Source organism: Tropicibacter naphthalenivorans (assembly GCF_900176475.1).
In the GTDB taxonomy this organism is placed as follows: Bacteria; Pseudomonadota; Alphaproteobacteria; order Rhodobacterales; family Rhodobacteraceae; genus Tropicibacter; species Tropicibacter naphthalenivorans.
In genome coordinates this window covers 176,424-194,556 of sequence record NZ_FWXX01000001.1, presented here as the reverse complement: position 1 = coordinate 194,556, position 18,133 = coordinate 176,424, and the positions used below count along the sequence as shown (strand labels likewise).

Sequence of the window (18,133 nt, the reverse complement as noted above, 5' to 3'; positions counted from 1 at the left end):
AACCCGCGGTTGCGCCCGTCAAACGGGCAGCTGTCCGAGGAAATCTATCGCTCTCCTCACGCGCGGGCCAAAACTCTTCCTCAAGAGTTTTGCAAATTCCTTGCAAGGAATTTGGTCCCCGCGACAAGGAAACGGCGGCGAGTCCCCCCGCCGCCGCAGGCCGTGGATCACTCCATCAGACCCAGTTCTTTGTAGGCACGTTCCGCACCGGGGTGCAGCGGTGCCGACAGGCCGTCCTTGACCATCTGTGCCGGGTCAAGGTTGGCAAAGGCCGGGTGCAGCTGCTTGAAGTCGTCGATGTTTTCCATCACCGACTTGGACACCACATAGACCACGTCATCGGACACATTGGCCGAGGTCACAAAGGTCGCGCCCACGCCAAAGGTCGTGGTGTCCGCGTCGTTGCCCGCGTACATGCCCGCCGGGATCGTCGCCACGCGGTAGTAGGGGTTGTCCGCCACCAGCTTGTCGATCGGCTCGCCCACCACGTCGATCAGCTTGACGTCACAGGTAGTGGTCGCCTCTTTGATCGCCGCCGCCGGGTGACCGATGGTGTAGATCATCGCGTCGATGTTGCCGTCGCACAGCTGCTTGGCCATCTCAGAGCCTTTGTACTCCGTCGCCAGCGCAAAGTCTTCCATGGCAATGCCGAACGCGTCCATCACCACTTCCATGGTGGCGCGCTGGCCAGAGCCGGGGTTGCCCACGTTCACGCGCTTGCCCTTGAGATCCTCAAAGGACTCGATCTCGGCATCGGCACGGGCCAGCAGGGTGAACGGCTCGGGGTGGACAGAGAACACCGCCCGCACCTCGGGGAAGGGGTTGTCCGCGAACTTGGACGTGCCGTTGAACGCGTGGTACTGCCAGTCGGACTGCGCCACGCCGAATTCCAGCTCACCGGCCTTGATGGTGTTGATGTTGTAGACGGACCCGCCGGTCGATTCCACCGCGCAGCGGATGCCGTGTTCCTTGCGGGACTTGTTCACCAGGCGGCAGATTGCGCCGCCCGTGGGGTAGTACACGCCCGTCACACCGCCGGTGCCGATCGAGATGAATTCCTGTGCAGAGGCGGCCCCACCAAAGGCCATCCCCAATGCGGCGGCAGCGCCCAATACGTAATGCTTCATTTGTTACTCCCTGATTTTCACGTTTTGCGTCATCATGCCCAGAGTGGTCTTTTACGACACAATGAGTCGGTGCCCGCAGTAGAAAGAAATTTTGACCGTGTGGCAAGGAATTGACCTGAACCCAAATCACCCTAGCGGAAAGCCCCTGCCGTGACCCATGTCTTTGCCCGTTCCTCTGTCGCCCATCCCCCTGTCGCCTCTCATGGCGAGGGGGCCTACCTTTATGACACCAACGGCAAAGCCTACCTCGACGGCTCTGGCGGGGCGGCGGTGTCCTGTCTTGGGCACTCGGACGCCCATGTGCGCGCAGCAATCCACGCGCAGCTCGACAAACTCGCCTTTGCCCACACCGGGTTCTTCACCTCTGATCCCGCCGAAAACCTCGCCGACCGCCTGATCGCCCATGCTCCAGAAGGGCTCGACCGCGTCTACTTTGTCTCCGGCGGCTCCGAAGCCGTCGAAGCGGCGCTGAAGCTCGCCCGGCAATACTACCTCGAAATCGGCCAGCCCCAGCGCGCCCGCATCATCGCCCGGCGGCAAAGCTATCACGGCAACACCCTTGGCGCGCTGGCCACGGGCGGCAACGCCTGGCGGCGTGCGCAATTCTCACCCCTGTTGATGGAGGTCAGCCACGTCGCCCCCTGCTACGCCTACCGCGACCAAGGCGCGGAGGAGACGACCGCCGACTACTGCGACCGCCTGATCGCCGAACTCGAGGCCGAAATCGCTAAGCACGGCGCCGAAACCATCCTCGCCTTCGTGGCCGAACCGGTCGTGGGCGCCACCCTCGGCGCGGTCCCGCCCGTGGCCAACTACTTCAAACGCATCCGCGAAATCTGCACCCGCCACGGCATCCTCTTGATCCTCGACGAAGTCATGTGCGGTATGGGGCGCACCGGCACGCTCTTTGCCTGCACCCAAGACGGCGTCGCCCCGGACATCGTCACCATCGCCAAAGGGCTCGGCGCGGGCTACCAGCCGGTGGGCGCGATGCTGTGCACCAAGACGATCCATGACGCCATCGCCAACGGCTCGGGCTTCTTCCAGCACGGCCACACCTACATCGGCCACCCGGTCGCCACAGCCGCTGCGGGCGCGGTCCTCGACCGATTGATCAACGACAAACTGGTGGACGGGGTCACGGCCAAAGGCGACACGCTGCGCAGCCTCCTGACCGAAAAATTCAAAGACCACCCCAACGTCGGCGACATCCGGGGCAGGGGGCTGTTCCTCGGCCTCGAACTGGTCCGCGACCGCAAAACCAAAGCGCCCATGGACCCGGCCCTGAAGATCGACGCCCAGATCAAAAAGGCCGCCTTTGCCCAAGGTCTCATCTGTTACCCCGGCGGCGGCACCATCGACGGCAAACAGGGCAACCACATCCTCCTCGCCCCCCCGTTCATCCTGACCGACGACCAGGCGCAGGAACTGACCGACAAACTGTTCCGCGCCTTCTCTGACGTGGGCCTCTGACGCTCTGGTCTTCTTCTCTTTAAAAATATCCCGGGGGAGTCGCATGAAATGCGGCGGGGGCAGCGCCCCCTTCAGCCTTAAGTGGCTTACCTTTGGTGAGACGGGCAGCGCCCCCTCTCACCCTTCATTCGCGCGCATCCGCCGGCCAAAGGTCACAACCCGGTAGACATAAACCAACACAAACCCGACCACCAAAACCGTTGACACCGGGTTGAGCCACTCCGACACCAGCTCATACTGCGACTCCAGCACATACCCCGCCAAGGTCAGCAGCGCTGTCCAGATCGCCGTCCCCACGGTTGACCACAAAGCAAACTCCCAGACCGGCATACAGGCCACCCCCGCAGGCACCGAAATCAAGGTCCGCACCGTCGGCACCAGCCGACCCAGAACCACCGCCGCGCGGCCATGGCGGTGGAACCAGTCGTTCGCGCGGTCCACGTCCTCGGGCGTCATGGTCAGCCAGCGCCCATGCCGCTGCGCCATCTCGCGCACCCGCCGCGCCCCCAAGCGGCGCCCCAGCCAGTACCAGAAAATCGCCCCCGCGAGCGACCCCACCGTCCCGGCAAGGATCACGATCCACAGGGTCTGCGCCCCGCGCGCCGCATTGAACCCGGCCAAGGGCATAATCAGCTCGGACGGAATGGGCGGAAAGACATTCTCGAGGAACATGAGGCTCGCCACCCCAAAGGCCCCAAGGGCGGACATAACGTTGGTGATGAAATCAAACATGGTTTGAAAACGCACAGCCAACGCAATGGGTTCCCAAACCTGACGCGTCGCGCCATGCTACGACCAAGCCCGCAGCGCAAGGACAGCCCATGCCCGCCTTTGACCCCAGCGAGGTGCAGATCATCGACTTTCCCGAAACCCCCGTGGCCGTCCTGACGCACCGAGGGGCCCCGGCCAGCGTCGGCGCAAGCGTCCAGCGCTTTATCGGCTGGCGCAAGGCCAACGGACTGCCACCCGCGCAGGCGGCCACCTTCAACGTCTTTCACAGCGATCCTCGGACCTCGCCGCAGGACTTCCGCCTCGACATCTGCTGCGCCACGACCCAGCCGATTGCGCCCAACGCGGCGTGCGTCCGCTGCGCCTATCCTAAGTTGGACTGCTGCGCAGGCAAAGCTGTCAGTCCCGCAGTGCCGCTTGGACAGCCGCAAATTCCGCGACGCCCTCGTTCCCTCCATCTGTGAAGCTGGCGACAGTGATGGGGCTTGGCAAATCGGGGAAGTGGTAAACCGCGTTGACGCTGAACGGCCCTGCGCCGGAATGGCCGATGACGCGACCGACCTCTGCGCATCGCCCGCTCATAAGGCCGACGGCGTAGCCGCATTCTGTCCATGGCCGGCCCTCAATTGCCCCGCCGAGGGGATAACGGACCCGCATTTCACAAAGCTTGGCCTCATTGAGCAACTCGCCCATGAAGAGGGCGTGCAAAATCATCGCCGCATCAGCGGCGGTGCCCGTAAGACAGCCGTGGTAAACCCAGCCCGGGTGATACTCTGCTGCGCCCGGCCAATGGATGCGGTCAAAATCGTGCCGCGTGATCGCGAGTTGGACGCTCTTTAGGCCAAGAGGGCCGCAGATCATCTGCTGTACGAGACATGAGAATGATTGCTGGGCCGCATCTTCGATCACATGGCGCGCCAGCATGTAGCCAACATTGGAATAGGACCACCCCTTGCCAGGGGCAAAGAGCCTGCCCTGCGCCATTGCCGCTTGCCACACTTGCGCGGCGGGCCAAGGCTCTTCGTTTGCGGCAACCGCCTTTGTGTAGTCGGGGAGCGAAAAGTAATCCGGAAGGCCCGAAGTATGGCATAAAAGCTGGCGCAACGAGAAGTCGTAACCCGTCAGCATCCTGTCCAGATCGATCCTGCCCTCCTGAGCCATCCGCAAGGCACAGATCGCGATAACCGTTTTGGTAAAGCTCCAGTAGGGAAAGAATTCGGTGCCCTGGACTTGGCGGGCGTCCGATGCAGGCATGGGAATGCGATGCGTGAAGATGGATCGGTTCGCGGTCATTTGCACTGGATAGGCTCTTGAGGGATGTCCGAAAAGGGCTCAAAGCCGACAATCAATTATTAGATGAGCCTGCCCAAACCTTTTTGAAATTCAAAAGGCCGAGGAGCGTCACACTCCCCGGCCTCTATAGTGTCCACGGGTGGGGCCGGTCTCAGGCCTCGGCGGGTTCCTTCACCGTCGCCCCGGCGGCGATCATGTCCGGCGCGGCGTTCAGCGCCTCAATGGCAAAGCCCGCCGCCGCCTTGTACTTGGCCATGAACTCGGCGCGTTCCTCGGCGGGGATGACGTCGTCGATGTTGTCGAATGCGCCGCCGCAGCGTTCATCCACCATGTTCAGCAGGCCAAAGGGGCCAGCGCCCCGGTTGCGCAGGATCAGCTCGGAGACCGGCCCGCACAGGCGCGCGTCATAGGCGGCCAAGGCGTCTGGCGTGACGCCGTGTTCCAGCAGGCACTGGCCAAGGGTGCGCGCGTCGATCACCGCCTGCGATGCGCCGTTCGACCCCGTCGGGTACATGGCGTGCGCCGCATCGCCCATCAAGGCCACGCGCCCATCGACCCAAGTCGAAACCGGATCGCGGTCGATCATCGGGTTCTCATAGGCGACCTCGGCGTTGCGGAGCATGTCCGGCACGTCGAGCCAGTCGTAGGTGAAGCCTTCGAAATGCTGCACAAATTCGTCGATCTCGACCGGGCGGAACCAGCCGGATTTCTCCCAGCCGGTGGTGTCGTCCAGGGTCCACTCGGCGATCCAGTTGATCAGGCTCTCGCCGTTCTCGTCGGGGGCAGAGATGGGATAGATCACCATGCGGTGACGGTGCGTGCCAAGGCCGACAAAGCTCGACCCGGTGCGGATCGGTTTCGCCCGCGTCACGCCGCGCCACATCAACGCGCCGCCCCAGTGGATCGGCGGCTGGTCCGGGTGCATCTGCGCGCGGCAGGCCGAATGAATGCCCTCGGCCACGATCAGCAGATCGGCGGTGTCCTCGGTCAGGCCATCGGGGCCGTCCAGCAGCACCGTCACCGTGCCGTCCGCGTTGTTGCGATAGCCCGTCGCCTTGTGGCCGGTGACAAAGGCGGCATCGCCGGCGCGCGCGGTGAATTCCGAGTGCAGCAGCATGTGGAACTGCCCGCGATGCACGGCGTATTGCGGCCAGTTGTACCCCGCCTCAAGGCCGCGCGGCTCGGCGTAGATGTCGTTGCCGTTCAGGCCCACAAGCGCCCACTCGCGCGCGGCGATGCCCACCTGGTCCATCTGTTCCGCGCCGATCCCCAGATCGAACAATTCGCGCACCGCGTTGGGTTGCAGGTTGATGCCCACGCCCAGCGGCTTCAGCTCTGGCACGGCCTCGTAGACGGTGCAATCCACCCCGATCTGGTGCAGTGTCAGGGCCGCGCTCAGCCCGCCAATCCCGCCGCCTGCGATGATCACTCGGCTCATGTGTCCTTCCCTTTCCAAATGCAATCGCGGCGAGGTTTCCCCCGCCGCCACCGCTTACATTTTCAAGATGCGTCGCGCGTTTTCCTTGAGGATCAGAGGCTTGACCTCTTCCTTGATCCCGATTGTCTCGAAATCCGCCAGCCAGCGATCCGGCGTGATGGCAGGCCAGTCCGACCCGAAGAGCATCTTTTTCTTGAGGATCGAGTTGGCGTATTTGATGAAGATTTCGGGGAAGTACTTGGGCGACCAGCCGGACATGTCGTAGTAGACGTTCGGCTTGTGCTGCGCCACGGCCAGCCCCTCTTCGGTCCACGGAAAGGACGGGTGCGCCATGACGATGGGCATGTCGGGGAAATCCACCGCCACGTCATCCAGGTGCATCGGGTTGGAATACTTCAGCCGCATCCCCATGCCGCCCTTCATGCCGCTGCCGACGCCGGTCTGGCCGGTGTGGAACAGGGTGATCACGCCCTCTTCGGCGCAGGCTTCGAGCACGGTGTAGCACGCCTCGCGGTCATTGGGGAAAAAGCCCTGCATGGTCGGGTGGAACTTGAAGCCCTTGACGCCGAACTCGCGCACGAGGCGGCGCACTTCGCGCGCGCCCGCCTTGCCCTTGTGCGGATCGACCGAGGCAAAGGGGATCAGGATGTCGCTGTTTTCGGCGCAGATGCCTGCGACCTCTTCGTTGGAGTAGCGGCGAAAGCCCGTCTCGCGCTCGGCGTCGACCGGAAAGATCACCGCGCCGATCTTGCGCTCGCGGAAGTAGTTGGCGGTGTCCTGCACGCTCGGCAGCATCCCGTCCTTGCCCGCCGGGTTGCGGAAATACTTGGCCATGCCGGCCTGAAATTCGTCATAGCCGTCGTCACGCGGGCCGCAGCAGGGCTCTTCGGCGTGGGTGTGAAAGTCGATTGCGACGAGATCGTCGATGTTCATCTAGGCTCTCCCTTATGGGTCGCAGACATGTCGCGCAATTATTCGCGCACGTCCAGATATGTCTTGAGAAGGCGCTTGAGCGTGTCCAGTTCGGCGTCGCTCAGGCGGCTGAGGTTGCGGCTCTCGTGTTCCTCGAAGGGGCCGCGCATATGGGCCAGACGCGCCGCGCCCTGTTCCGACAGACGCAGCTCAATCGAACGTTTGTCCTCAGGCGGGACGGTGCGGGTCACAAGGCCGTCCGCTTCCATCGCCTGCACCATCTTGGTCATATGGGCGCGCTTGATCATCAGCTTGCGGGCCAGGACGCCTTGGCGGATGCCGGGGTTCTCGCCGATCAGCATCAGCACGGAAAACTCGCCGGGACGCATCCCGAGGTCTTCCATCCCGGTATAGAAATCGCGAAAGGATTCCAGCTGTGACAGGCGCAGCAGGAACCCCAGCGAGTCCGCCATGGGGCCCAGCTTGACCTCTTCGGTGACCGTAGGCCCGGTCATTCCGGCGCCTGCACCTTTTCCGCGCGCTTTTCAAGGAAGGCGCGCAGGCGTTCCTTGGCGTCGTCGGTCATGGTCGCAAGGCTGGCCACCATGGATTCCGCGAACAATCCGTCCTCAGAGGACATATCGGCAATGCGCGGCAGGGCGTTGATGATCGCGTAGTTGGTGAACTGAGCATTCTGGGCGGTGCGGGCGGCCAGTTCCAGCGCCTTGTCCAGCGCCTCACCTTCGGGGACCACGTAGGACACGCCGCCCCAGCGTTCCATGTCCGCCGCGCTGACAGAGCGGCCGGTCAGCATCATGTCGCCCATGCGCGCAGGGCCGATCAGGCGGGAAATCCGGACCGAGCCGCCGCCGCCGACAAAAATGCCGCGCTGGCCTTCGGGGAGGGCAAAGAACGCCTTTTCGTCTGCAACGCGCAGTTGCACCGACGCGGCCAGTTCAAACCCGCCGCCCACGGCAGCGCCGGTGATGGCGGCCACCCACGGGATGGTGCCACGCTCGATCTGGTCAAACACAGCGTGCCAGCGGCGCGAGCCCTGAACCGCCTCGAACAGCGGCTTTTCGGAATGCTCGGACAGGTCCAGACCGGCGCAGAAATGCGCGCCATGGCCAAAGATCACGCCTGCCTTGGCTTCGCGCTGGGCCTTGACCACCGCGTCAAAGATCGCCTCGACAAAACGGTCGGAAATGGCGTTGCGCTTGACCGGACGGTTCAGGCCGATCAGCGCGACGTCACCGCGCAGCTCATAGGTCACAAGATCGGCGCCCGCCGCTGTGTCGGTTCCAGACATCGAATTCCTCCCATTTGCGCGGACCTGTCTGCGGTCTTCTGCGCTGAATTAGTTTCCTAGTAGACAATATTTTCGATTCGAGTCAACGTAAAGGGAAATCCGGCCCCGATTTGCCGGACCGATGGGAGGAAATCGATGGACACTGTACGCTTCTGGACGCCCAGCGTCCGGCAGGAAACCCGCGCGGATGGGTCAATCCTGGTTTGGCAAGATGAACCCGTGGCCGAGTGGCCGCGCGCCATGACCGAACGCCTGCTGCATTGGGCCGAAGTCACCCCCGACGCGGTTTGGATCGCGGAACGTCAGGGGGAGGGCTGGGCCGAAATCACCTATGCGCAGGCCGCCGCCGCGGTGCAAAGCATCGGCTCGGCCCTGTTGCAGCATGGGCTGTCCGCCGAGCGTCCCTTGTTGATCCTCTCGGGCAATTCGGTGGCGCACGCTTTGATGGCCTTGGGCGCGCAGCATGTGGGCGTCCCCAGCGCCGCGCTTGCCCCGGCCTACACGCTGTCGGGCGGCGAATACACCAAGCTGCGCGACATCGCGGACCAGCTGACGCCGGGCATGATCTTTGCCGACAAGGCCGACAAATTTGCCCCCGGAATCAATGCGGTATTCGGCGCTGATGTGCCGGTTGTGTCCGTTTCGGGCAGCGTCGAAGGCCGTCAGACCTTGTCCTTTGACGCCCTGCGCGAGACCCCGCATACGGACGCCATGCAGGCGGCGTATCATGCGATCACCGGCGAGACGGTGGCCAAGTTCCTGTTCACTTCCGGCACCACCGGCAGCCCCAAGGCGGTGATCCAGACCCAAGCGATGATTTGTTCGAACCAGCAGATCGTGCGCCAATGCTTTGCCTTTATGCAGGACACGCCGCCGGTTGTCTGTGACTGGGCGCCGTGGAACCACACCGCTTCGGGGAACAAGGTGTTCAACATGGTTCTGATGAATGGCGGCAGCTATTACATCGATGATGGCAAGCCCACGCCCGGCGGCATTGGTCGCACCATCGAGAACCTGCACAGCGTGCAGCCGACGTGGTATTTCAACGTGCCGCTGGGCTATCAAATGCTGCTGGACGCCTTTGAAACCGACAAGCCGCTGCGCGACAACTTCTTTAGCAAGATGCAGATGTTGATGTACGCAGGCGCCGGGATGCCGCAGTCCGTTTGGGATCGTCTGACGCGCGTGGCGGAACAGGCCCGCGAGGGCGGCGTGTTGGTCACCACCGGCTTTGGCGCGACGGAAACCGGGCCGTTCTGCCTGATGTGCACCGAGCGGCAGGAGACCTCTGGGAACCTCGGCATTCCGGCGCACGGCGTGACGCTGAAACTGGTGCCGCAAGGGGATAAGCTAGAGGCGCGGGTCAAGTCGCCCTCGATCACGCCGGGGTACTGGCGCAACCCGAACCTGTCCGCCGAAGCCTTTGACGAAGAGGGCTTTTATTGCTTTGGCGATGCGCTGAAATTCGCGGTCGAAGGGGATGCCTCTAAGGGGTTCGTGTTCGACGGGCGCTTGGCCGAGAACTTTAAACTGGCCTCGGGGACTTGGGTCGCCGTGGGGCCGCTGCGCGCGCGTCTGACCGACGATCTGGGCGGGCTGGCCTCTGACGCGGTGATCGCGGGCGAAGGGCATCAGGAACTGGGCGCGCTGATCACGCCGAACTGGACCCGCCTGCGCGAGATCGCGGGGGCCGATCTGGACGGCGAAGCGCTGCTGGCCGATGAAAAGGTCCGCCACGCCACCGCCGAGGCGCTGCACCGCCACGCCGAAGCCGCCACCGGGTCGGCCACGCGCATCAAGCGGGTGATCTATCTGGCCGCGCCGCTGGACTTTGACAAGGGCGAGGTCACGGACAAGGGCTCTATCAACCAACGCGCCGTGCTGCGCCACCGGGCCGATCTGGTGGACAGCCTGTGGTCGGACGACCCGCGCGTTATCGAACTGGGGACGGAGTGAACAGCATGATCCTGGATATCTTGAACGCAACGCCGGGATGGGCCGCGCAGCGGGACGCGGCAGGTTTGGATGAGATGGCCGTGGCGCAGATCATGGAAGAGGCCACCAAGCTGGCCGAAGAGGTGCTCAAACCCGTTGGCGATACCGCCGACGCACAGCACTGCCGGGTGGAAAATGGCCGGGTGATCACGCCCGAGGGCTATAAAGAGGCCTATCAGACGCTGGCCGAGAACGGCTGGATCCTGGCGGATATGGACCCTGACTTTGGGGGGATGGGCCTGCCGATCCCGCTGGTGTTGGCGGCGAACATGCCGTTCGAGGGCGCGGCGCAGCCGTTCCTGATGGCGTCGGGGTCGTCTCGGGCGGGCTCGCACCTGCTGGCCGAGCGCGCGCCGGAATTGGCCGCCGAGTGGTGCCCCAAGGTGGCCGAGGGGGCGTGGACGATCACCATCTGCATCTCGGAACCGGACGCCGGGTCCGACGTGGGCCGCATCCGCACCAAGGCCACGCTGAACGACGACGGCAGCTATGCGATTTCCGGGACCAAGTGCTGGATCAGCTTTGGTGACCACGACATGGCCGCGCGCATCGGGCACCTGTGCCTTGCGCGCACCGGCACGCTGGAAGAGGGGACGCGCGGGCTGTCGCTGTTTCTTGTGCCCAACGATGAGGGCATCTTTGTCGAGCGGATCGAGGAAAAGCTGGGGCTTGCGGGCTCTCCCACCTGCGTTTTGCGGTTCGAAGGCGCCAAGGGCACGCTGATTGGCGAGCCGGGGCGCGGGCTGTCGCAGTTGTTCACCATGATCGAGCTGATGCGCTTGCAGGTGGGCGGGCAGGGGGCGGGCCTTGCGCAGGAATGCGCGCGTCTGGCCCGCAGCTATGCGCAGGATCGCAAGCAGGGCGGATCGCCCAAAGCGTCGCCCGTGCCGATCATCCAGCACCCAGATGTGCAGCGGCAGCTGCTGGCGTTGGACGCACAGGCGGCGATTGCCACGGCGCTGATGTTCGAGGCGTCCGTGTCCGTTCAGGCGGGCAAGGCGGGTGATGCAGACATGACCACCTATGCGGCGTTCCTGCTGCCGCTGGCCAAGACCTTTTGCGGCGAGGGCGCGAGCGAGAGCGCCTCGGGGGCGATCCAGGTGCTGGGCGGGGCCGGGTACACCCGTGAGTGGCCCGCCGAGCGGTATTACCGCGATGCGCGTATCCTGACGATCTACGAAGGCACGACGGGGATGCAGGGGCAGGATTTCCTGATCCGGCGGGTGCTGAACGATGAGCGTAAGGGCTTGAAACTGTTTGCGGATCGCGTGAGGGCCTCTGAGGCGGGGGTCGCCTTGCGCGTGCTGGAGCGGCTGGAGGCGCTGACCGATCAGATCGACGGGCAGGACATGTCCAAGGTGATGGCCGCCGCCGATGGCTATCTGCGCGCCGGTTGGTGTGCGGTCAGCGCCTATCTGGCCGAGCGTCTGGTGGCGCAGGGCGGCGATCTGGCCGAGGCGGGCCGGTTCTGGCTGGCGACGGTCGAGGCGCGCATGGGCGTGGCCGAGGCGCAGGTCGCCTATGGTCTAAGCTGAGGGGGCCGCTGTCCGGCGCTGTTTCGGCTTTGCCGAAAGGCGCCCCGCCCACCGTCCCGCAGGCCCGATCTATTGGCCCCGCCGCACTGGTCCGAGTGTGGCGGGGTTTCTTTTGGGCGCGGTCAACTGGACGCTTTATCTTTGCCTTAAATTTGGTATACCAAATCCCGAAGCTGCGCGGAGGCGCAACGGGAGGACCACATGACACAATTGAAATTCGCCGACAGCCTGTCCCGGCTCGGCACGGAAAGCGCGTTTGTCGTTCTGGCGCGCGCGGGCAAGTTGGCCGCCGAAGGCCGCGACATCATCAACCTTGGCATCGGCCAGCCCGATTTCCAGACGCCCGAGCATATCGTCGAGGCGGGGATCAAGGCTTTGCGCGATGGCCACCACGGCTACACCCCCGCCAACGGCTTGCCCAAGCTGCGCGAGAGCGTCGCCGCCGATCTGCACCGCCGTCATGGCGTCGAGGTGAACCCGGACAACGTGGTGATCCAGCCCGGCGGCAAGCCCACCATGTTCTTTGCCTGCCTGATGTTCGGCCAGCCCGGCGCGGAAATCATGTACCCCAACCCCGGCTTCCCGATCTATGAATCCGCGATCAAGTACAGCGGCGCGACCCCCGTGCCGATCGCCTTGAAAGAGGAAAACGGCTTTGCCTTTTCTGCCGAAGAGGTGCTGGGCCAGATCACGGAACGCACCAGCCTGATCATCATCAACTCGCCCGCGAACCCCACCGGAGGCGTCACCCCGCGCGAGGAAATCGACAAGCTTGTCAAAGGCCTAGAGGCGCATCCGAACGTCGCCCTGATGTCGGACGAGATCTACTCCAACATGCTGTACGGTGGGCGCGAGCATGTCAGCCTGCTGCAATACCCGGAAATCCGCGACCGTCTGATCGTGCTGGATGGCTGGTCCAAGACCTATGCCATGACCGGCTGGCGCCTTGGCTATGCGGTCTGGCCGGACTCTTGTGTCGATCACGTCACGCGCCTGTGCATCAACGACCATTCGTGTGTGAATGCGGCGACGCAATATGCCGGGATTGCCGCTTTGGACGGCCCGCAGGACGCGGTGACCGCCATGCTGGCCGAGTTCGACAAGCGCCGTCAGGTGATCGTCGAAGGGCTCAACGATCTGCCCGGTGTCACCTGCACCGATTGCGCCGGGGCGTTCTATGCCTTCCCGAATATCTCGGGCACGGGCCTAAGCGCGATGGAGGCGCAGAACCGCTTTCTGGACGAAGCCGGGGTGGCGACCGTCGCGGGGACGTCCTTTGGCAAATACGGCGAAGGCTACCTGCGGTTCTCCTACGCCAACTCCACCGAAAACATCGTGGAAGCGCTGCGGCGCATTCGCGGCCTGCTGTGAAAGGGACTGACATGACCGAACTTTTGATCTGCGGCGCGAGCTTTAAGGAAGATGAGCGCGCGCGTCTGGAGACCGCCTATCCCAGCGCCTATGTGGATGGACCCGACGACATGGCGAGCCTTGATGAGGCCACCCGCGCGGGCATCAAGGCGATCGCCTACAAGGGACACAAGCCCTTTGGCGGCGAGGCAATGGACCTGTTCCCGAGCCTCGGCGTGGTGGCGAACTACGGTGTCGGCTATGATGCCATCGACGTGGCTGCGGCCTCGGCGCGCGGCGTCAAGGTGACCAACACGCCCAACGTGCTGAACGACGATGTGGCCGATATCGCCATCGGGATGCTGATCGCGCAGTTCCGCACCATGATGCGCGGCGAGGCGCATGTGCGCAGCGGCGATTGGGCCAAGCAGGGCGAGATCCCGCTGAACCGCAAGGTGACGGGCGCGTCCGTGGGCATCGTCGGTCTGGGCCGCATCGGGCGCGAGATTGCCGACCGTTGCGCGGCGTTCAAGATGGACATCCACTATACCTCGCGTTCGGAAAAAGAGACGCCGGGCTGGACGTATCATTCTGACGTGGTGGCCATGGCGGCGGCCGTGGACGTGCTGATCATTGCGCTGGTCGGCGGGGCCGAGACCGTGGGCCACGTGTCCAAAGCCGCCATCGACGCGCTGGGGCCGCGCGGTGTGATCATCAACATCTCACGCGGGACGACGGTGGACGAAGGCGCTTTGCTGGATGCCTTGGAGCAGGGGCGGATCGCCGGTGCGGGTCTGGACGTGTTCCTGAACGAGCCGAACATCGACCCGCGTTTTACCGCGCTGGACAACGTGGTGTTGCAGCCGCACCAAGGCTCTGGCTCGGTGGAGACGCGCCGCGCCATGGCCGAGTTGCAGCTGGAGAACATCGCGAATTTCCTGTCCGGCAAGGATCTGGTCACGCCGGTGAACTGAGCCGGTTTTGAAAGTGAAAGCGCCGCCCGCGGGGGAACCGGGGCGGCGCTTTTTTGTTTGTGGGGCTGGGTTTAGATCGAGCCTGCGGTGACCATGTAGTTGTTCGCGGTGCACATGGCGCTGTCGTCGGAGGCAAGGAAAAGCACCATCCGTGCGAGGTAGACCGGCTCGATCAGGTCGGGCAGGCACTGGCCTTTGACATGGTCGGCGAGCGCTTCGGGGGTGGCCCAGAGCTGTTTTTGGCGTTCGGTCATCACCCAGCCGGGGACCACGGTGTTGACGCGGATGCGGTCTTTGCCGAGATCGCGGGCGAGGGTGCGGGTCATGCCGTGCACGGCGGCCTTGGCGGTGGTGTAGGCGGGCATGTTGCCGACCGCCTCCATCCAGCTGTTGGACCCCATGTTGATGATCGACCCGCCGCCCGCGTCGATCATGCCGGGGGCGACCTTTTGGGTGGCAAAGAACATGTGCCGCAGGTTGGTGTTCATGCGCTCGTCCCAATACTCGGGGGTTACGTCGCGCCAGTCGTGGCGGTCGTCGCGGGCGGCGTTGTTGACCAGCACCGTGGCGGGGCCGAGTTTGGATTCGAGGCAGTCAAAGGCGGCGCGCAGCGCGTCGATGTCGCGCAGGTCGCAGGGGGCAAAGGCGATGTCGCCCTCGGTGGTATCAAGCAGGGTCTGTGCTGCGGTTTCGTCGAAGTCGACAAAACCGGTGCGCGCGCCCTGGGCGGCGAAGGCGCGGGTGATCTCGGCGCCGATGCCCGACGCGCCGCCGGTGATGAAGACGGTTTTGCCTTTGAGGCTGGGGTAGATGGCGAAATCGGTCATGTTGGGCCTTTTGGGGTCGGGAAAGGGGGGCGCTGCCCCCCACGCTGCGCGTTCCCCCCGGGATATTTTCAAAGAGAAGAAAGCCCGGGGGATTGGGGTTTAGGCGTCGATGTCGTCTTCGAGGAAGATGCGGATGTTATCTTCGAAGCTGTCATCGGCGGTCAGGCCGAGTTTTGCCGCCTTTTCCGGGCGAATGTCCATGCGCCAGCCGTCGAGGATGTGTTCGATTTCCGGCTGGGGGTTCCAGGTGATGAGCTTGGCCGGTTCAGGCCCGGCGACGGCGGTCATGGCGTCGATCATCTGGCCGATGGTCCAGACGCGGCCCGGCATGGTCATCGAGGGACGCGGGCCAAGGTCGGCTTGGTCCAGTTCTGCGCCTTTGATGAGGTTTTCCACGCATTTCCTAGGGCTTAGGTAGAAGTGGGGGAAGTCGCGGTCCACCGGGCAGTTGGCGGGCAGGCCTTGGAGCGGTTCGCGGAAGATCGACGACATAAAGCCCGAGGCGGCGCGGTTGGGTTTGCCGGGGCGGACAGAGATGGTCGGCAGGCGGAAGCCGCGCCCCTGGACAAAGCCTTTGCGCGTGTAGTCGTTCAGCAGCATTTCCCCGATGGCCTTTTGCACGCCGTAGGAGATTTGCGGGTTGAGCGCGCTGTCGTCGGTGAAGGGCTGGGGGACTTCGCCGCCGAAGACCGCGATTGACGAGGTAAAGACCACCACGGGCTTGGTGCCCAGCGTGCGGCAGCGTTCCAGCACGTTGCGGGTGCCGTCGACGTTGATCTTGTAGCCGAAGTCGAAGTCCTCTTCGGCGTGGGCCGAGACGACCGCGGCGAGCAGGTAGATCACGTCTGTGCTCTCGTCGATGATCGTGGCCACCGAGGCGGGGTCGGAGATGTCGCAAGTCTTGGTGGTCACGGCAAAGGGCGCGTCGACGGTTGTCGCGTCGATCACGTCGGCGAGCACCAGTTCAGAAATGGGTTGTCCGCGCAGTGTGCCGCGCCCCGCAAGCGATTTGGCGAGCTTTTGGCCGATCAGGCCGCCTCCGCCGATGATCAGGACTTTCATTGGGTTCCTCCCTCGAAGATTTGCGGCGCGAGCGCGCCTTTGTGTTGGATGACCGCGCCGGCGAGGGTGGCGGCCTGTTTGGCGGCGTCCAGCACGCTGGCCTCTTGGGCGCGGGCGCAAAGGAACCCGGCGGCAAAGCTGTCGCCCGCGGCGGTGCTGTCGATCACCTGCGCAACCGCGGGGGGATCGTAGCGGGCGTCGCCTTCGGCGCTGGACCACAGGTGGCAGATGTTCGCGCCGTTCTTGACGGCAACGGTGGTGGCCCCGAGGTCCGCGTAGCGGCGGATGGTGTCGTCGGGGTGGCTGTCGCCAAAGGCCAGTTGTTCCTCGTCAAAGCTGGGCAGGACGGTGTCGGCGGTGCTGGCGCCGAGGGTCAGGCCAGCGGCCATGGTTTGCGCGTCTTCCCACAGGCGGGGACGCAGGTTGGTGTCAAAGCTGACATGCGCGCCGTTCTGGCGGGCGCGTTTCAGGGCATCGCAAAGGGTTTGGCGGGCGTGGGGCGCTAGGATCGCCAGCGTGATCCCGGAGAAGTGGATGATGTCGCGGTCTGCCAGCAGATCGTCCAGCCACGCGGGCTCATCGGCGAGAGTTTTCGCCGCCGACTGCCCGCGCCAGTAGGAAAAGCTGCGCTCGCCGTTCTGGGTCTGGATCATGTAGAGGCCGACGGTGCGGGACGGGTCGCGGCGCAGGGCGGGGGTGACGCCTTGGGCTTCGATGAAGGTGGCCATGTCATCGGACACGGCGTCGGTGCCGATCACCGTGCCATAGGCCACGTCCCACGCGGCGGGCAGCAGGCGGCGGGCGTACCACGCGGTGTTGAAGGTGTCCCCGGCAAAGCCCATGCGAAAGAGGCCCGCGTCCGCCGGGGCCATTTCCACCATGATCTCGCCCATGCTGAGAAACTTCATAGCAGCCCCCGCCCAGCGAGGTTGCGCATCAGGGCGGCGGTGCCAAAGGTCCAAGGCGCGCAGTCGGTGGAGAGTTTGACGGTGTTGACCAGCGCGCCGAGCTTGGGCTCGGCGATGGTGACCACGTCGCCGATCTTGTGGGTAAAGCCCTGGCCCGGCGCGTCGCGGTCCTGGATCGGGGCAAAGAGCGTGCCGAGGAACAAGAAGAACCCATCAGGATATTGGTGATGCGCGCCAATGGTTTGCGCGACGATATCGGCGGGGCGGCGGCTGATCTTGGTCATCGAAGAATGGCCGTTGAGGGTGAACCCGTCGAGGCCCTCGACGGTCAGCGTCAGCTCGGCGGTTTCCACGTCGGCCATGCTGTAGCTGTCGTCAAAGAGCCGCAGGAAGGGGCCGATGGCGCAAGAGGCGTTGTTGTCCTTGGCCTTGCCCAGCAAGAGGGCCGAGCGCCCCTCGACGTCGCGCAGGTTGACATCGTTGCCAAGCGTCGCCCCGAGGATCTCGCCGCGCGAGTTGATGGCGAGGACGATTTCCGGCTCGGGGTTGTTCCAAGTGCTGATCGGATGCAGACCCACGTCGGCGCCATAGCCGACCGAGGCCATGGGCTGACACTTGGTGAACACCTCGGCGTCGGGGCCAATGCCGACCTCGAGGTAGGCGGACCACAGCCCTTCGGCTTGCAGGACGCGCTTGACCTCCATGGCCTTGGCGCTGCCCGGTTCGATGCCGGAGAGGCTGTCGCCAATGACCGAGGTGACCTTTTGCCGGATGGCGTCGGCGCGGTCGGCATCGCCTGCGGCTTGCTCTTCGATGACGCGCTCGACCATGGATTCGGCAAAGGTGACGCCCGAGGCCTTGATGGCTTGCAGATCGGGGGGCGGCAGCAGGGTGAGTGACTGGCCCAGATCGCTAAGCGTGCCGATTTTGGTCCCGGTGGCGGCGCGCACATAGGCGGCGGGGGCGTCGAGTTCCAGCAGATCACGCAATGTGGGGGCCTGAGCCGAGGTGATGTCGAAGATGTCGTCGCCGCGCAAGGTCACGAGGCAGGGGCCGACGCCGGGGCGGTCGACACGGCCAACAAGTGTGGCGTTTGGGGTGGGGTTGCTCAGCGGTCGCATAGTGTGTCCTGTCCTGTCGGCGGGCGTTGGTCAAAAACCTTGCAAGGTTTTTGCAAATTCCTTGTTTAAGGAATTTGGTC

General features: G+C 64.3%; 17 protein-coding genes. 6 read left to right on the top strand and 11 right to left on the bottom strand.

Annotated elements, in window-relative coordinates:
* Positions 1–167 precede the first annotated feature (167 nt).
* A complete protein-coding gene (locus B9A11_RS00880; protein ID WP_058246219.1) occupies positions 168–1,127 on the bottom strand; it encodes a TAXI family TRAP transporter solute-binding subunit in 960 nt (319 codons plus the stop codon).
* Between the two features lie 150 nt (positions 1,128–1,277).
* On the opposite strand from B9A11_RS00880, the gene B9A11_RS00875 reads away from it, so the two are divergent.
* The gene (locus B9A11_RS00875) at positions 1,278–2,600 is read left to right on the top strand and encodes an aspartate aminotransferase family protein (RefSeq protein WP_058246220.1); all 1,323 of its coding nucleotides are present in this window, start codon (positions 1,278–1,280) and stop codon (positions 2,598–2,600) included.
* 117 nt (positions 2,601–2,717) lie between these two features.
* Here B9A11_RS00875 and B9A11_RS00870 read toward each other — a convergent pair whose 3' ends face one another.
* The gene (locus tag B9A11_RS00870) at positions 2,718–3,332 is read right to left on the bottom strand and encodes a DedA family protein (RefSeq protein WP_058246221.1); all 615 of its coding nucleotides are present in this window, start codon (positions 3,330–3,332) and stop codon (positions 2,718–2,720) included.
* Between the two features lie 89 nt (positions 3,333–3,421).
* On the opposite strand from B9A11_RS00870, the gene B9A11_RS00865 reads away from it, so the two are divergent.
* Positions 3,422–3,793 (top strand): AraC family transcriptional regulator, encoded by a 372-nt coding sequence (locus B9A11_RS00865; protein ID WP_058246222.1) that lies wholly within the window; start codon positions 3,422–3,424, stop codon positions 3,791–3,793.
* On the opposite strand, the gene B9A11_RS00860 is transcribed toward B9A11_RS00865, so the two are convergent.
* The 5 genes from B9A11_RS00860 to B9A11_RS00840 all read right to left on the bottom strand — a co-directional run bounded on the left by B9A11_RS00860 (position 3,729) and on the right by B9A11_RS00840 (position 8,281).
* Entirely contained in the window at positions 3,729–4,622 is an 894-nt protein-coding gene (locus B9A11_RS00860; protein ID WP_058246223.1) for a serine hydrolase domain-containing protein, read from the bottom strand. The two genes, B9A11_RS00865 and B9A11_RS00860, sit on opposite strands and share 65 nt — an antisense overlap.
* Positions 4,623–4,773: 151 nt before the next feature.
* The gene (locus B9A11_RS00855; RefSeq protein WP_058246224.1) at positions 4,774–6,060 is read right to left on the bottom strand and encodes a flavin-dependent oxidoreductase; all 1,287 of its coding nucleotides are present in this window, start codon (positions 6,058–6,060) and stop codon (positions 4,774–4,776) included.
* A gap of 54 nt (positions 6,061–6,114) precedes the next feature.
* A complete protein-coding gene (locus tag B9A11_RS00850) occupies positions 6,115–6,993 on the bottom strand; it encodes an amidohydrolase family protein (RefSeq protein ID WP_058246225.1) in 879 nt (292 codons plus the stop codon).
* Between the two features lie 38 nt (positions 6,994–7,031).
* The gene (locus B9A11_RS00845; RefSeq protein ID WP_058246226.1) at positions 7,032–7,487 is read right to left on the bottom strand and encodes a MarR family winged helix-turn-helix transcriptional regulator; all 456 of its coding nucleotides are present in this window, start codon (positions 7,485–7,487) and stop codon (positions 7,032–7,034) included.
* On the bottom strand, positions 7,484–8,281 hold the full coding sequence (locus tag B9A11_RS00840; RefSeq protein WP_058246227.1) for a crotonase/enoyl-CoA hydratase family protein: 798 nt from the start codon (positions 8,279–8,281) through the stop codon (positions 7,484–7,486). Before B9A11_RS00840 ends, B9A11_RS00845 begins: the two co-directional genes overlap by 4 nt.
* A 135-nt stretch (positions 8,282–8,416) precedes the next feature.
* Here B9A11_RS00840 and B9A11_RS00835 point away from each other — a divergent pair, with 135 nt between their 5' ends.
* From B9A11_RS00835 to B9A11_RS00820, 4 genes are all read left to right on the top strand, one after another.
* A complete protein-coding gene (locus B9A11_RS00835; protein ID WP_058246228.1) occupies positions 8,417–10,237 on the top strand; it encodes a feruloyl-CoA synthase in 1,821 nt (606 codons plus the stop codon).
* 5 nt (positions 10,238–10,242) lie between these two features.
* Positions 10,243–11,811, top strand: a complete 1,569-nt coding sequence (locus B9A11_RS00830; RefSeq protein ID WP_058246229.1) for an acyl-CoA dehydrogenase family protein — start codon at positions 10,243–10,245, stop codon at positions 11,809–11,811.
* Positions 11,812–12,012: 201 nt separating this feature from the next.
* Positions 12,013–13,182, top strand: coding sequence for a pyridoxal phosphate-dependent aminotransferase (locus B9A11_RS00825; RefSeq protein ID WP_058246230.1), 1,170 nt, complete (start codon positions 12,013–12,015; stop codon positions 13,180–13,182).
* Between the two features lie 11 nt (positions 13,183–13,193).
* The gene (locus B9A11_RS00820) at positions 13,194–14,135 is read left to right on the top strand and encodes a 2-hydroxyacid dehydrogenase (protein ID WP_058246231.1); all 942 of its coding nucleotides are present in this window, start codon (positions 13,194–13,196) and stop codon (positions 14,133–14,135) included.
* A 71-nt stretch (positions 14,136–14,206) separates the two neighbouring features.
* On the opposite strand, the gene B9A11_RS00815 is transcribed toward B9A11_RS00820, so the two are convergent.
* The 4 genes from B9A11_RS00815 to B9A11_RS00800 form a co-directional block, all read right to left on the bottom strand.
* Entirely contained in the window at positions 14,207–14,962 is a 756-nt protein-coding gene (locus B9A11_RS00815) for an SDR family NAD(P)-dependent oxidoreductase (RefSeq protein ID WP_058246232.1), read from the bottom strand.
* Between the two features lie 99 nt (positions 14,963–15,061).
* A complete protein-coding gene (gene denD / locus B9A11_RS00810) occupies positions 15,062–16,024 on the bottom strand; it encodes a D-erythronate dehydrogenase (protein ID WP_058246233.1) in 963 nt (320 codons plus the stop codon).
* Positions 16,021–16,932, bottom strand: a complete 912-nt coding sequence (locus tag B9A11_RS00805) for a sugar kinase (protein WP_058246234.1) — start codon at positions 16,930–16,932, stop codon at positions 16,021–16,023. The genes denD and B9A11_RS00805 overlap by 4 nt, the downstream gene beginning before the upstream one ends.
* The gene (locus B9A11_RS00800; protein ID WP_058246235.1) at positions 16,929–18,053 is read right to left on the bottom strand and encodes a fumarylacetoacetate hydrolase family protein; all 1,125 of its coding nucleotides are present in this window, start codon (positions 18,051–18,053) and stop codon (positions 16,929–16,931) included. Before B9A11_RS00800 ends, B9A11_RS00805 begins: the two co-directional genes overlap by 4 nt.
* Between the last annotated feature and the right edge of the window lie 80 nt (positions 18,054–18,133).